The 13,863-nt window shown below is 64.9% G+C and carries 13 protein-coding genes and 1 pseudogene; 10 read left to right on the top strand and 4 right to left on the bottom strand.

Annotated features, from left to right (window positions below):
* Nucleotides 1–119 precede the first annotated feature (119 nt).
* The 4 genes from J3E64_RS03765 (at nt 120) to J3E64_RS03750 (ending at nt 4,562) form a co-directional block, all read left to right on the top strand.
* A complete protein-coding gene (locus tag J3E64_RS03765; RefSeq protein ID WP_253339896.1) occupies nt 120–1,280 on the top strand; it encodes a phosphoserine transaminase in 1,161 nt (386 codons plus the stop codon).
* A 126-nt stretch (nt 1,281–1,406) separates the two neighbouring features.
* Nucleotides 1,407–2,987 carry a phosphoglycerate dehydrogenase gene (gene serA, locus J3E64_RS03760; protein ID WP_253339894.1) on the top strand — a complete coding sequence of 527 codons (1,581 nt, stop codon included), beginning with the start codon at nt 1,407–1,409 and terminating at the stop codon, nt 2,985–2,987.
* 53 nt (nt 2,988–3,040) lie between these two features.
* Nucleotides 3,041–3,427: an endonuclease domain-containing protein gene (locus J3E64_RS03755; RefSeq protein ID WP_253339892.1), complete on the top strand. Its 387-nt coding sequence runs from the start codon at nt 3,041–3,043 to the stop codon at nt 3,425–3,427.
* Between the two features lie 10 nt (nt 3,428–3,437).
* Entirely contained in the window at nt 3,438–4,562 is a 1,125-nt protein-coding gene (locus J3E64_RS03750; protein ID WP_253339891.1) for an ATP phosphoribosyltransferase regulatory subunit, read from the top strand.
* A 352-nt stretch (nt 4,563–4,914) separates the two neighbouring features.
* Here the strand turns inward: J3E64_RS03750 and J3E64_RS03745 are convergent, their stop codons facing one another.
* The gene (locus J3E64_RS03745; RefSeq protein ID WP_253339889.1) at nt 4,915–5,397 is read right to left on the bottom strand and encodes a hypothetical protein; all 483 of its coding nucleotides are present in this window, start codon (nt 5,395–5,397) and stop codon (nt 4,915–4,917) included.
* Between the two features lie 926 nt (nt 5,398–6,323).
* Here J3E64_RS03745 and J3E64_RS03740 point away from each other — a divergent pair.
* Nucleotides 6,324–7,613, top strand: coding sequence for an adenylosuccinate synthase (locus J3E64_RS03740; protein WP_253339887.1), 1,290 nt, complete (start codon nt 6,324–6,326; stop codon nt 7,611–7,613).
* A gap of 5 nt (nt 7,614–7,618) precedes the next feature.
* Nucleotides 7,619–7,801: a hypothetical protein gene (locus J3E64_RS03735; RefSeq protein ID WP_179044793.1), complete on the top strand. Its 183-nt coding sequence runs from the start codon at nt 7,619–7,621 to the stop codon at nt 7,799–7,801.
* 367 nt (nt 7,802–8,168) lie between these two features.
* Here the strand turns inward: J3E64_RS03735 and J3E64_RS03730 are convergent.
* Nucleotides 8,169–8,267 (bottom strand): annotated as a pseudogene (locus J3E64_RS03730) (GIY-YIG nuclease family protein); the annotation flags it as partial.
* Nucleotides 8,268–8,332: 65 nt separating this feature from the next.
* Between J3E64_RS03730 and J3E64_RS03725 the strand changes: the two are divergent.
* Complete coding sequence (locus tag J3E64_RS03725) at nt 8,333–8,902, top strand: NADPH-dependent FMN reductase (RefSeq protein ID WP_253339885.1); 570 nt, start codon at nt 8,333–8,335, stop codon at nt 8,900–8,902.
* A gap of 13 nt (nt 8,903–8,915) precedes the next feature.
* Here the strand turns inward: J3E64_RS03725 and J3E64_RS03720 are convergent, their stop codons facing one another.
* Nucleotides 8,916–10,247 (bottom strand): dicarboxylate/amino acid:cation symporter, encoded by a 1,332-nt coding sequence (locus J3E64_RS03720; RefSeq protein WP_253339882.1) that lies wholly within the window; start codon nt 10,245–10,247, stop codon nt 8,916–8,918.
* Nucleotides 10,248–10,403: 156 nt separating this feature from the next.
* Complete coding sequence (gene pdxH / locus J3E64_RS03715) at nt 10,404–10,979, bottom strand: pyridoxamine 5'-phosphate oxidase (protein ID WP_253339880.1); 576 nt, start codon at nt 10,977–10,979, stop codon at nt 10,404–10,406.
* Nucleotides 10,980–11,120: 141 nt separating this feature from the next.
* Here pdxH and J3E64_RS03710 point away from each other — a divergent pair, with 141 nt between their 5' ends.
* Genes J3E64_RS03710 through fabI form a run of 3 tightly spaced genes read left to right on the top strand, consistent with a single transcriptional unit; the run spans nt 11,121 to nt 13,848 of the window.
* Complete coding sequence (locus tag J3E64_RS03710) at nt 11,121–12,065, top strand: DnaJ C-terminal domain-containing protein (RefSeq protein WP_253339878.1); 945 nt, start codon at nt 11,121–11,123, stop codon at nt 12,063–12,065.
* A gap of 14 nt (nt 12,066–12,079) precedes the next feature.
* The gene (locus tag J3E64_RS03705) at nt 12,080–13,045 is read left to right on the top strand and encodes a YihY/virulence factor BrkB family protein (RefSeq protein WP_253339876.1); all 966 of its coding nucleotides are present in this window, start codon (nt 12,080–12,082) and stop codon (nt 13,043–13,045) included.
* Nucleotides 13,042–13,848, top strand: a complete 807-nt coding sequence (fabI, locus tag J3E64_RS03700) for an enoyl-ACP reductase FabI (RefSeq protein ID WP_253339874.1) — start codon at nt 13,042–13,044, stop codon at nt 13,846–13,848. Before J3E64_RS03705 ends, fabI begins: the two co-directional genes overlap by 4 nt.
* Nucleotides 13,849–13,863 lie beyond the last annotated feature (15 nt).

Here is a 13,863-nt window from a genome sequence, read left to right as displayed (position 1 = left end):
GCCCGCTCGGTTCGTCGCGTTTCGCCTTTCGCCTTGACAGGCACGGCAAAATCTCTAGGGCGGCCGACGGGCCACGCGGTCCCAACGCCGCGCGTGCTCTCTGCAAGGAGACGCATTACATGACTGATCTGACTGCCGTTGACGCCACCATTGCGCCCGCTGAAAAGCCGGCAAGCCGTCCGGCCCGCCCCTTTTTCTCTTCGGGTCCCTGTGCCAAGCCTCCGGGCTGGAGCGCCGACAAGCTGGCCACCGACTCGCTCGGCCGCTCGCACCGCGCCAAGATCGGCAAGACCCGCTTGGCCTATTGCATCGACCTGATGCGCGAACTGCTCGGCCTGCCTGATACGCATCGCATCGGCATCGTGCCCGGCTCCGACACCGGCGCTTTCGAAATGGCGATGTGGACGATGCTGGGCGCGCGCCCGGTCACCACGCTTGCCTGGGAAAGCTTCGGCGAAGGCTGGGTGACGGACGCCGCCAAGCAGCTCAAGCTCGATCCCACCGTGATCCGCGCCGACTATGGCCAACTGCCCGACCTGGATGCCGTCGATTTCAGCACCGACGTGCTGTTCACCTGGAACGGCACCACGTCGGGCGTGCGCGTGCCGAACGCCGACTGGATCCCGGCCGACCGCGAAGGGCTGACCTTCGCCGACGCGACCAGCGCCGTGTTCGCCTATGACATCGACTGGGCGAAGATCGACGTCGCCACCTTCTCCTGGCAGAAGGTGCTGGGCGGGGAGGGCGGCCATGGCGTGCTGATCCTCGGTCCGCGCGCCGTCGAGCGTCTGGAAACCCACACGCCGTCCTGGCCGCTGCCCAAGGTGTTCCGCCTGATGGCCAAGGGCAAGCTGGCCGAAGGTATTTTCAAGGGCGAGACGATCAACACCCCGTCCATGCTCGCGGTCGAAGACGCGATCTTCGCGCTGGAATGGGGCAAGTCGATCGGCGGCGGTTGGGGCATGATTGCCCGCTGCGCAGCGAATGCTGAAGCGTTGGACAAGATCGTTTCGGAACGGGACTGGCTCGGTCATCTCGCCGTCGATCCCGCCTCGCGCTCGAACACCAGCGTCTGCCTGACCGTCGCGGGTGCTGACGAAGCCTTCATCAAGGCGTTCGCCGCTCTCCTCGAAAAGGAAGGCGCGGCCTATGACATTGCGGGCTATCGCGATGCCCCGGCGGGCCTGCGCATCTGGTGCGGCGCGACCGTCGACACCGCGGATATCGAGGCGCTGGGTCCATGGCTCGACTGGGCCTATGCCCAGACCAAGGCCGCTTAAACTTCTTTTCCCCGATATACCCGTCATCCCGGCGAAGGCTGGGATCTCGGGCCTCCAGGTCCGACCTGGCCGCCTGAGATCCTGACCTTCGTCAGGATGACGCATTGCAAAGAAAGGCAATTCGTCATGCCCAAAGTCCTTATTTCCGACAAGATGGACCCCCGCGCCGCCGCGATCTTCAAGGACCGGGGCGTCGATGTCGACGTCATCACCGGCAAGACCCCCGATGAGCTGAAGGCGATCATCGGCGACTATGACGGCCTCGCCATCCGCTCCTCGACCAAGGTGACGAAGGACATTCTCGACGCCGCGACCAATTTGAAGGTCATCGGTCGTGCCGGCATCGGCGTCGACAATGTCGACATCCCCTATGCCTCCGCCAAGGGCGTGATCGTCATGAACACCCCGTTCGGCAACAGCATCACCACCGCCGAACATGCCATCGCCCTGATGTTCGCGCTCGCGCGCCAGTTGCCGGAAGCGAACGCCCAGACGCAGCAGGGCCTGTGGCCGAAAAACGGCTTCATGGGCGTGGAAGTCACCGGCAAGACGCTGGGCCTCATCGGCGCGGGCAATATCGGTTCCATCGTCGCCAGCCGCGCGCTGGGCCTGAAGATGAAGGTCGTCGCCTTCGATCCGTTCCTGACGCCTGAACGCGCGGTCGAGATGGGCGTGGAAAAGGCCGATCTCGATACCTTGCTCGCGCGGGCGGATTTCATCACGCTGCACACGCCGCTGACCGACCAGACGCGCAATATCCTCAGCAAGGAAAACCTCGCCAAGACCAAGAAGGGGGTGCGCATCATCAACTGCGCGCGCGGCGGCCTGATCGATGAGGCGGCGCTGAAGGAAGCCCTGGATTCGGGTCATGTCGCGGGCGCGGCGCTCGATGTGTTCCAGGCCGAGCCGGCCAAGGAATCGCCGCTGTTCGGCACGCCGGGCTTCATCTGCACGCCGCATCTGGGCGCGTCGACCGACGAGGCGCAGGTGAATGTGGCGCTTCAGGTGGCCGAACAGCTCAGCGACTATCTGCTGGACGGCGGCATCACCAACGCGCTGAACGTGCCTTCGCTCAGCGCCGAGGAAGCGCCCAAGCTCAAGCCCTATATGGCGCTGGCCGAAAAGCTGGGCTCGCTGGTCGGCCAGCTTGAAGGCGACGCCATCACCGGCGTCGCGGTCGAGGTGGAGGGCCATGCCGCCGAACTGAACCAGAAGCCGATCACCGCCGCCGTCCTCGCCGGCCTGATGCGCGTCTATTCCGACACGGTGAACATGGTCAACGCGCCCTTCCTGGCGAAGGAACGCGGCCTCGACGTGCGCGAAGTGCGCCATGACCGCGAAGGCGACTACCAGACGCTGGTGCGCGTCACCGTTTCCACCGAAAATGGCGACAAGTCGGTGGCGGGCACGCTGTTCGGCCACGCCCAGCCGCGCCTTGTCGAACTGTTCGGCATCAAGGTGGAAGCCGACATCGGCGGCACCATGCTCTACATCGTCAATCAGGATGCGCCCGGTTTCATCGGTCGCCTGGGCTCGACGCTGGGGCAGGCGGAGGTCAATATCGGCACCTTCCACCTGGGCCGCCGCAACCAGGGCGGCGAGGCCGTGCTGCTGCTGTCGGTCGACGGCACGGTGACGGAGCCGCTGCGCTGGGAAATCTGCAACCTTGCCGGCGTCAAGCAGGTGAAACTGCTGCGCTTCGCCTGATGTCTTGAAAGCCCTCTCCCCGCCGGGGAGAGGGTTGGGAGAGGGGGGCAGCGATGCGGATCGATCCGACGTTGAAACAGCGCGCCGGACAGATGCGCGCCAACCCCACGCCCGCCGAACAGAAGCTCTGGTTCGCCCTGCGCGCCAATCGCTTCGAAAATCAGCAATTCACGCGCCAGACGATCATCGCGCCCCATATCGTCGATTTCGCGTCAAAGGCCGCGCGCCTCATCATAGAAACAGATGGGGATACACATTCCGCCCAGGATCGCTATGACGCGCGGCGAACAGGGTTTCTGGAATCGCTGGGCTATCATGTGATCCGTTTCGGCAATCCCGATGTGATGGGAAATATCGAAGGGGTGCTGGGCATGATTGCGCAGGCGTTGCATGAAACCCCTTCTCCCCAACCCTCCCCCCATGGGGGGAGGGAGTCATAAGGTGCCTGCCATGATCCCGCCAAGCCTCCTGCCGGAAGGCCTATCCGACCGCCTGCCGCCGCAGGCCGAATCGTCAGCGCGGCTGGTTCGCCGCGTGCTCGATACGGTCGCGACCCATGGCTATGAACGGGTCATGCCGCCGCTCGCGGAGTTCGAGGATACGCTGACCCGGCGATTGAAATCCATGCGCCCGCAGGATCTGGTGCGGGCGGTCGATCCGGTGTCGCAGCGCAACCTGGCCTTCCGCCCGGACATGACCGCACAGGTCGGCCGCATCGCCGCCACCCGCCTGTCCGCCGCGCCGCGCCCGCTGCGCCTCTCCTATGCCGGGCCGGTCATCCGCCTGAAGGCGAGCCAGCTCCGCCCCGAGCGCGAGAAACTGCAACTGGGCGCCGAACTGATCGGCAGCGACAGCGCGGCCGCCGCGGTCGAGATCGTCAATGTCGCGATCGAGGCGTTGCAGGCGGCGGGCGTCACCGGCATCACCATCGATTTCACCCTGCCCGATCTGGTCGACATGCTCGCGGCGGGGCCATTGCCGCTCGATCCGAGCCAGATCGAGGCGGTGCGCGCCGAACTGGACGCCAAGGACGCCGGCGCGCTGGTGGCGATCGGCCCGGAAGCGGCCGCCTACCTGCCGCTGATCGAAGCGACCGGCCCGTTCCACGCCGCCATGACCCGGCTGGAGGCGTTCAGTGCCAGCGTCGGCGGCGCGATCGACAGCCGCATCGCGGGCCTGCGCGCCATCGCGAAACCGATCGGCTGGGACATCACCCTGACGCTCGACCCCACCGAACGGCACGGCTTCGAATTCCAGAACTGGTTCGGCTTCTCGATCTTCGCCGAAGGCTTCATCGGCGAAATCGGCCGCGGCGGCAGCTACGCCATTGCCAGCGCCGACGGCGCGGATGAACCGGCGATGGGCTTTTCCCTCTATCCCGACCCGCTGATCGACGCGGGTTTCGGCGGCGACAGCCCGAAACGCCTGTTCCTGCCCTTGGGCCACGACCCCGCCCGCGCGGCGGAACTACGCGGCGAAGGCTGGCACACCATCGCCGCGCTCAGCGAAGGCGAAGACGGCGCCGCCCACCGCTGTTCCCACTGGCTCGATGGCAGCGAACCGCGCGCCTATTGATCGCAAGGATGGGCGGCACGAAGGCTCAGGCCAAACCGCCGCCTGACCGGCCACGGGCCGCCATGAAGATTGCCTACCCCATCCCGTCATGCCAGCGAAGGCTGGCATCTCAGGCGGAGGCGCAGAGCAAGAGGGCATGGTGCGCCGCGGCGACCCCTCCATCATGACGCTTGCGCTCAAGAGCACGCTCCATCGTCAGCCCCGCGCAAGCGGGGACCCATTTCGCCAGCGTAGCGTCGGGCATTGCCGTCAGGAAATGGGTTCCCGCGTTGGCCTGCGGCCGCCTTCGGGTCGTGGGAATGACGGAAATGGGTGGATAGCGGACCGGCAGTTTTGGGTTGATTTGTGAGGGTTAGTTGCCACTTGCGCTATTGATGATGATACGGACTATCATCCTGTCGCCCTGATCGCGGATGCTCATCCATTTGTTGCCGATCTTTCCTTGGCAAAGGCTTTCCTTGCTGCATTTGACATGCGCTCTTCGCTCAAATTCCACTCGAAGTTGGTTTAGGCATTGTCGGTCTCCGAAGGCTTCGGCACCATAGCTGAAACCGCCCAGCATCCCTGTTTCTGTCGTGATGCTAGGATTGCCTCCTATCTTAGCAGTAGGGCAAACTGGAAGATCGAACATTTCGGTAAAACGATCTGAGTCGGTTGGCGCGTGGCATGCCGATGCCAGCCCAAGAAATACCCATGAATGACGTATCACCTGTTTCATCAGGTGACTGTGAGCGATCCAAGCAACGTCTGTAAATGGGCAATCTGACAAGGCGCTTGAGCGGCAGAAACTGGTCGATTGCCGATAGGCAGCTTCGACTGGATTATTCGTGTCCACCGTCCGGTTCTAATACGCCGTGATGATCTAGGCCTTTTTGGCGGTTGCGGCTGTCAAAAATGATGTGGAGGAGAACGCATAGTGCGAAAGCGCCGACGGCCCAAAGCGCCAAAGTATCCTTGGCTCTGCCCGATACTATGCAATACAAGGTTAAAGCCCAAGCCGGATAAGCGATCAAAACCGTTGCGAGTTTTAGCCACAGCGGCAGCGGCTTCCACCAGATCGCAAAGGAGCCTTTCCTCTTCATCCGCGCGATTTAGCCGTCTCACAGCTATGTCTGCAATGGGGAAACTCATTTGCTGCCGCTAACGGCAAAAGCTGGTCGCTCCCAGACCATCCTCCTCTGCAAGGGGAGGTGGCTGGCCGTAGGCCAGACGGAGGGGTGTCCCCCTCTCGATAAGCCGCTCCCGGCCCTTCCCACATAAATCCCGTTCGCCCTGAGCCCGTCGAAGGGCCGCCCAGCTTCTCCGACCCGTGGCCGGGCCGCCGGGCGACCGCTAAATCCCTCCATCCCCCTTCCAATGTAGGATTTTCTCTGATCTACCGAAGGGGATGACGCCCGCGTCCTTCCCCTGCGGCCCCGCCGCCACCCCCTGCCCGCAACGCGCCGCTTCCCCGCGCCGCGCGCCCATCGTCGGGCCGTCGACGCTGTCTTTGCCAGGTGTCGCTTCGTGGTCGCCTTATGGTCGCGTCGCGGTCGCTTCATGGGCGCATAGGCCCTGCCACACTGTGAACTTCGGCCGAAGGCGACACGTTCTTGCGCCCCACTATCCCGACGCTCCGGCGCGGCCAGCCTTGACGCGGCGGCCCCACGCGGCTAACCCGCGCCCCGCATTCGGACGCCCCCGCGTCCCTCATCCCACCGGCATGTCGAGTCCCGTCGAAGGGCATGGCCGGTCACCGCGGCGGGCGGAAGGATTGTATCCATGGCAAATGTGACCGTGATCGGCGCCCAATGGGGTGACGAGGGCAAGGGCAAGATCGTCGACTGGCTGTCCGAACGCGCCGATGTCGTCGCCCGCTTCCAGGGCGGTCATAATGCCGGCCACACTCTGGTCGTGGGGGACAAGGTCTACAAGCTTTCGCTGCTCCCTTCGGGCATCGTGCGCGGCACGCTGTCGGTCATCGGCAATGGCGTGGTGCTCGACCCCTGGCATTTCCGGGACGAGGTCGCCAAATTGAAGGGGCAGGGGGTGGAGATCACGCCCGACAATCTCCAGATCGCTGAAACCTGCCCGCTGATCCTGCCCTTCCACCGCGACCTTGATGGTCTGCGTGAGGATGCAAGCGGCGCGGGCAAGATCGGCACCACCCGGCGCGGCATTGGCCCCGCCTATGAGGACAAGGTCGGTCGCCGCGCCATCCGCGTGTGCGATCTCGCCCATCTCGATGACCTCGGCCCGCAGATCGACCGGCTGACCGCGCATCATGACGCGCTGCGGGCGGGCTTCAATGAAGCGCCGATCGACCGCGCCGCGCTGATCGCCGAGCTCACGGAAATCGCATCCTTCATCCTGCCCTTCGTCAAGCCAGTCTGGCTGACGCTCAACAAGGCCAAGAGCGAGGGCAAGCGCATCCTGTTCGAAGGGGCGCAGGGCACCTTGCTCGACATCGATCATGGCACCTATCCCTTCGTCACCTCGTCCAACACGGTGGCGGGCACGGCGGCGAGCGGCACCGGCCTTGGCCCCAGCGGCGCGGGCTTCGTGCTCGGCATTACAAAGGCCTACACCACCCGCGTCGGCTCCGGCCCTTTCCCCAGCGAACAGGATAATGACATTGGCCAGCGCCTGGGCGAGCGGGGCCATGAATTCGGCACCGTCACGGGCCGCAAGCGCCGCTGCGGCTGGTTCGACGCCGTGCTGGTGCGCCAGTCGGTCGCCGTGTCGGGCGTCACCGGCATCGCGCTCACCAAGCTCGACGTGCTCGACGGGTTTGAGGAACTGCAAATCTGTGTCGGCTACAAGATCGGCGAGAGGACATTCGACTATCTCCCCGCCCATGCGCAGGACCAGGCGCGCGCGGAGCCGATCTACGAAACGATCGGCGGCTGGAGCGACACCACGGCGGGCGCGCGCAGCTGGGCGGACCTGCCGGCGCAGGCGATCAAATATATCCGCCGGATCGAGGAGCTGATCGGCTGCCCGGTCACGCTCGTCTCCACCAGCCCCGAGCGCGAGGACACGATCCTCGTGCGCGATCCCTTCGCGGACTGATCGCCATGGCCGGAGATCGCTTCGAGCGCCACAAGCAGCCCTGGACCCAGGACGAGATTCAGAAGCTGCACACGCTGGCGAAGAAGGGCATGGCGCTCAAAGCCATCGCCAAGGCGCTGACCCGCAGCGAGGAATCGACCAAGGCGCGGGCGAAACAGGATGGGCTGAACATCGCGAAGCTGCGATAAGGTGAGGATATGGTTCGGGGATTTCTGCTATTTTGGTTAGCGGATTTTCCTGTTTTCCTCCCATTTCATAGACGTGTCGTTCCCGATGGACGGCAAGCGAGATTTTCCTGTCCTACAGATGACCGGACGGGCTAGGTTTTCGCACATCGCCGGAAGTCCGGATGGGGATGCCGCGGGCATCGGTCCGGGCTTCGTGCAAGGATGCAGTCGCGCCGCGGTCGGGCTGGGTTCGGATGGAACGGGGCGCGGATATTGTCGAGGGGATGGCAGGGAACGACCAAAGATTGCCATTGGAAGTCGCACAGTTGGTATCTGGAAGCGGCCACTCCCCTGCCGTCACCCCAGCGAACGCTGGGGTCTCAGGCGGTCAGAGGATAACGCCTGACATATCGCGCCAATCTGGATTATTTTCTTCGGCCAGCCGGATTTTCCATTCCCGCTTCCAGGCCTTGAGCGCCTTTTCGCGGACATCTTTCATGTGCTTCCGGCGCGCGCTGGACGTCACCGTGCCGACCTGCGACAAGCCCTCCCATGGCACTCGACATCCTCGTCCTTTACGGCTCCTATCGCAGCCACCGCATGGGCATCCGCCTGGCCGACTATCTGATCGGGGGCTTCGAAGCGCTTGGTCATCGGGCCGAGCTGGTCGACGCGAAGGCGGTCGATCTGCCGATGCTCGACCTGCGCCACAGCGACTATCCGCCCGGACAGGCGCCCGGGGCGATGGCGAAACTGGCGCAGCGGCTGTCCGCCGCCGACGCCTTCGTCTTCGTCGCCGGGGAATATAATCGCGGCCTCCAGCCCGGCCTCAAGAATCTGGTCGATCATTATCTGACCGAGTTCGACAGGCGGCCCGCCGGCATCGCCAGCTATTCCGCCGGCCGCTTCGCCGGGGTGAACAGCCATGCCGCCTGGACGGTGACGCTGAACGCCATGGGGATGGTGGTGATCCCCGAACGGCTGTCGGTCGGCCAGATCGGCGACACGCTGGACGAAGCCGCGACGCCGCAGGGTCCGGCCGGCGCGGCGCTGGAGCGCGGGTTCAAGGCTTTTGCCGAAAGCCTGACCTTCTGGGCGGAGGCGGCGAAGGCGCGGCGCTGAGGCGTCGGGGCGATTACCCCTTGCGGTCGTCGTCCACCATGTCCGACGCCAGTTCCAGCCCCGCGCGGCCATGCGCGGCACCATGGGCGGGCGCCTTGGGATGCGGCACGTCGATCGGCTCCTCCACCTCCAGCATTCCTTCCCACTTGGTGATGACGGACGTGGCGATGGCGTTGCCCAGCACGTTGGTGGCGGTGCGGCCCATGTCCATGAAATGATCGACCGCCAGGATGAAGGCGATGCCCTCGACCGGCAGGTCGAACTGCGCCAGCGTCGCGGCGACCACCACCAGCGACGCGCGCGGCACGGCGGCGATCCCCTTGCTGGTCACCATCAGCACCAGCAATATGGTGATCTGCTGTGCGATCGTCAGGTCGATATTATAGGCTTGCGCAATGAACAGCGTGGCGAAGGTCGCATACATCATCGACCCGTCGAGGTTGAAGCTGTAGCCCAGCGGCAGCACGAAGCTGTAGATCCGGCGGGGCACGCCGAAACGGTCCAGTTGCTCCAGCATCTTGGGGTAGGCCGCTTCCGACGATGCGGTGGAAAAGGCGATCAGGATCGGTTCGCGCACATAACGGATCAGCTTGACCATCCGCTTGCCCAGGAAGATCGACCCCGCCAGGACCAGCAGCGCCCACAGGCACAGCAGGGCGATGTAGAATTCGCCGACCAGTTCGCCATAGGTCTGGAGCACGCCCAGCCCCTGCACCGTCACCGACGACGCCAGCGCGCCGAACACCGCGAGCGGGGCGACGCGCATCACATAGCCCGTCACTTGCAGCATCAGTTCCACCATCGCCTCGATGACGGTGACGATGGGCTTGCCCTTTTCGCCGATCGCGGTCAGCGCGACGCCCACGAACAGCGAGAATACGACGATCTGGAGGATGGAATTTTCCGCCATCGCGCCGACCATCGACGTCGGGAAGACGTGCAGCACGAAATCGCGGAAATTCAGGGCTTCGGTGCTGACGCCCGAATCCGCACCCGACCGCACGAGGTTCAGGCCCTCGCCCGGCGCGAAGAAATTGACGAAAATGACGCCCAGCGTCAGCGAGATCAGGCTGGCGATGATGAACCAGGCCAGCGCGCGGCCGCCGATCCGCCCCAGCGCCGCGCTGTCGCCCATATGGGCGATGCCCGCCACCAGCGTGGAAAAGACCAGCGGCGCGATGATCATCTTGATCAGATGCAGGAAGATGTCGGCGAGCAGATGGAAATAGCCGGCGACATCCTTGGCCAGCGCCTCGTCACCCCCCACCCACAGGTTGGCGGCAAAGCCCACGATCACCCCCAGGACCATGCCGATGAGGATGAAGGCCGTCAGTCTGTTTCGCATCAAATCCCTCTAAGGGCGCGCCAGCGCACCCCCCACCGATATTGTACATTTGTCAGGCGAATACCTAACAGGCGCATGACCACCCCGCAATGCGCACGGTCACGCTCAAGGGAGAAGACGAAGCAGCCGGCGGTATCCACGCCCCGTCTGCCGCATTCAGGGGTAGAGCAGGCCTTCGCGCCAGCCTTGTCCCGCAAGTTCGAACAGCCGGCGTTCGTGCAGCCGGTGCTCGCGATCCTGCCAGAATTCGATGCGTTCGGGCGTCAGCCGAAATCCCGACCAGTGGGGCGGGCGGGGCACTGGCCCCCCTTCGAAACGGGCGCGCACCTGTTCGAAGCGATCCATGAACACGTCCCGTGACGGCAGCGTGCGCGACTGGTCGGAAGCCCACGCCCCGAGCTGGCTGTCGCGGCTGCGGGACGCGAAATAGGCGTCGGCGGTCGCGTCGTCCACGGGGCCGACCGGCCCTTCGATACGGATCTGGCGCCGCAGCGATTTCCAGTGGAACAGCAGGGCGGCATGGGGATTGGCCAGCAGGTCGCCCGCCTTGCGCCCTTCGAAATTGGTGTAGAAGACGAACCCGTCGGGACCATGGCCCTTCAGCAGCACCATGCGGACCGACGGGCGCCCGCGCGCGTCGGCGGTCGCCAGGGCCATCGCGTTGCTGTCGTTGATTTCGGTCTGGCGGGCTTCGGCATACCAGATGTCGAACAGGGGGAACGGGTCGGTCATCCGCCTGTTCTTAGGGTTCGGCCCGGCGCCTGTCGATACGGACAAGCCGCGATGGACAGGAACGACATCCCCGTCTTGAATGTCGGCGCCGCTTCCGCCACATAGGGCGCAAGTGATGCTTTTTTGCAACAGGTAGAATGAATGGCCGATCCCTATTCCACTCTGGGCGTGGCGCGCGGCGCTAGCGAGGCGGAGATCAAGTCCGCCTATCGCACGCTGGCCAAGGAACTGCATCCCGACCGGAACAAGGACAATCCCAACGCGGCGGACAGGTTTTCCGCCGTGACCAACGCCTATGACCTGCTGTCGGACAAGGACAAGCGGGCGAAATTCGACCGGGGTGAAATCGACGCGGACGGCAATCCCACCGCGCCATTCGGCTTTGGCGGCGGCGGCGGCTTTCGCGGGCGGCCGGGCGGCGGTCAGTCGGGCCAGTTCGACTTCAACGAAGGCGGTGCGGATTTCGGCGATATCTTCGAAGGGCTGTTCGGCGGCGCGGGCCGGCGCGCAGGCGGGGGCGGGGCCGGCGGCGGTTTCGGCGGTTTCGGGCGGCAGGCGCCGCCGCCCAAGGGCGCGAATGTCGCCTATCGTCTCACGGTGCAATTCACCGATGCCGCCACGCTCGCGCCCCAGCGCATCACGCTTCAGGACGGCAAGACCATCGACCTGAAACTGCCCGCCGGGGTCGAAACGGGCACGCAGATGCGCGTGTCGGGCAAGGGGCAGCCGGGGCCGGGCGGCGCGGGCGACGCGATCATCACGATAGAGATTAATTCCCACGGCTTCTTCACGCGGGACGGCGACAATGTGCTGCTCGACCTGCCGATCACGCTGGACGAGGCGGTAAGGGGCGCCAAGGTCAAGGTGCCGACCGTCGACGGGCCGGTGATGTTGGGCGTGCCCGCCGGCGCGACATCGGGCAAGACGCTGCGGCTGCGGGGCAAGGGGTTCACCGGCAAGGACGGCGCGCGCGGGGACCAGCTGGTGACGCTGCAACTCGACGTGCCGGCCGACGATCCCGCCATCCAGGCGCTGGTGGAAAATTGGCGGGACAGCAGGAGCGTGCGCGCCCATCTGGGCGTGTGAGGCGTTGACGGGCGATGCCGATCCCCTCGCCCTACACGCCCGAGGCGCGCCGCAGGATGGCGGAGCAGGCGCGGGCGCGCTTCCACCGCCACATCGACAGCGTCCGGCCCGGGTCGCACCTGTTCGAAGTCGCCAAGAGGGTGATCGTAGGCACATACAGCGACGGCTTCATCCATGCGGGGAACCTTGCCTATCTGTCGCTGATGACGCTGTTTCCCTTCTTCATCGTCGCTGCGGCGGTGGCGAGCATCTTCGGCCGGACCGACGACGGCATCCAGGCGGTGAACGCCTTTCTCTACACCGTGCCGCGCGGCGTCGCCGACGTGGTGCGGCAACCGATCGCGGACGTGCTGACGGCACGGAGCGGGCCGCTGCTCTGGCTGGGCGGGCTGGTCGGGCTGTGGACGGTGGGCAGCCTGATCGAAACCATCCGCGACATATTGCGCCGGGCCTATGGCACGAAAAGCACCAAGCCGTTCTGGCGCTACCGGCTGGCGGCGATCGGCATCACGCTCGTCAGCGTGTTCGCCGTCATGTTCGCCTTCTCGCTCCAGGTGGCGATTACCGGCGTGGACGAATTCCTGCACCGCATCCTGCCCTGGGCGGACCAAGCGATCGGGCTGGTCGCCTCGGCGAAGCTGGTGCCGATGGCCATCACCGGCATCGCCCTGTGGTCACTGTTCGTCGCGTTGACGCCGGGCGCCTACAAGGACCGGCGTTTTCCCAAATGGCCCGGTGCGGTCGCGACCGCGCTCTGGTGGTACGGCACCACCCTCCTGTTGCCGCCCACCCTGTCCCTGCTGGGCGGATATGGCCGCACCTATGGCAGCCTGGCGGGCGTGATGATCACCCTGATTTTTTTCTTTCTCGTCGGGCTTGGCGTGGTAATTGGCGCGGAACTGAACGCGGCGCTGGCGGAATTTCCGGACGAGGAACGGGGCGCGGTAGCTGAAACGCAAGACAACGGGACAAAAGAATGAATGGCTTGATGACAGGGAAGCGCGGCCTGATCATGGGGCTGGCCAACGACAAGTCGCTGGCCTGGGGCATTTCCAAGGCGCTGCACGCGCAGGGTGCGGAACTGGCCTTTTCCTATCAGGGCGAAGCGCTGGCGAAGCGCGTGCGGCCGCTTGCCGAGCAGCTGGGATCTGATTTTCTGATCGATTGCGACGTGTCCGACATGGCGCGGCTGGACGAGGCGTTCGACGAGATGCGCACCCGCTGGGGCACGCTGGACTTCGTGGTCCATGCAATCGGCTTTTCCGACAAGAATGAACTGCGCGGCAAATATGTCGACACCAGCCTCGACAATTTCCTGATGACGATGAACATTTCCGCCTACAGCTTCGTGGCGGTGGCCCGGCGCGCGCGGGACATGATGCCCAACGGCGGCAGCCTGCTGACGCTCAGCTATTATGGCGCGGAAAAGGTCATTCCCCATTACAACGTCATGGGCGTCGCCAAGGCGGCGCTGGAAACCAGCGTCAAATATCTGGCGATGGACCTCGGCCCGGAAAATATCCGCGTGAACGCCATCTCCGCCGGTCCGATCAAGACGCTGGCCGCCAGCGGCATCGGCGATTTCCGCTACATCATGAAATGGAACGAGCTGAACAGCCCGCTGCGCCGCAACGTAACGATCGAGGATGTGGGCGGGGCGGGCCTCTACCTGCTGTCCGACCTGGCATCTGGCGTCACGGGCGAGGTCCACCATGTCGACGCGGGCTACAATGTCATCGGCATGAAAGCCGAAGACGCGCCCGACATCGCGCTCGACAAATAAGCGCCGCGCGGCCGG

Origin of the sequence: Sphingobium sp. OAS761 (assembly GCF_024168485.1) — a bacterium.
Classification (GTDB): Bacteria; Pseudomonadota; Alphaproteobacteria; order Sphingomonadales; family Sphingomonadaceae; genus Sphingobium.
This window is presented reverse-complemented; position numbering and strand designations above follow the sequence as displayed.

Coding starts and splice junctions, on each gene's coding strand:
- J3E64_RS03750 (WP_253339891.1), top strand. CDS start 3,438: ATGATCCCGCCAAGCCTCCTGCCGGAAGGCCTATCCGACCGCCTGCCG.
- J3E64_RS03725 (WP_253339885.1), top strand. CDS start 8,333: ATGGCACTCGACATCCTCGTCCTTTACGGCTCCTATCGCAGCCACCGC.
- J3E64_RS03735 (WP_179044793.1), top strand. CDS start 7,619: ATGGCCGGAGATCGCTTCGAGCGCCACAAGCAGCCCTGGACCCAGGAC.
- serA (WP_253339894.1), top strand. CDS start 1,407: ATGCCCAAAGTCCTTATTTCCGACAAGATGGACCCCCGCGCCGCCGCG.
- fabI (WP_253339874.1), top strand. CDS start 13,042: ATGAATGGCTTGATGACAGGGAAGCGCGGCCTGATCATGGGGCTGGCC.
- J3E64_RS03710 (WP_253339878.1), top strand. CDS start 11,121: ATGGCCGATCCCTATTCCACTCTGGGCGTGGCGCGCGGCGCTAGCGAG.
- J3E64_RS03705 (WP_253339876.1), top strand. CDS start 12,080: ATGCCGATCCCCTCGCCCTACACGCCCGAGGCGCGCCGCAGGATGGCG.
- J3E64_RS03755 (WP_253339892.1), top strand. CDS start 3,041: ATGCGGATCGATCCGACGTTGAAACAGCGCGCCGGACAGATGCGCGCC.
- pdxH (WP_253339880.1), bottom strand. CDS start 10,979: ATGACCGACCCGTTCCCCCTGTTCGACATCTGGTATGCCGAAGCCCGC.
- J3E64_RS03765 (WP_253339896.1), top strand. CDS start 120: ATGACTGATCTGACTGCCGTTGACGCCACCATTGCGCCCGCTGAAAAG.
- J3E64_RS03740 (WP_253339887.1), top strand. CDS start 6,324: ATGGCAAATGTGACCGTGATCGGCGCCCAATGGGGTGACGAGGGCAAG.
- J3E64_RS03720 (WP_253339882.1), bottom strand. CDS start 10,247: ATGCGAAACAGACTGACGGCCTTCATCCTCATCGGCATGGTCCTGGGG.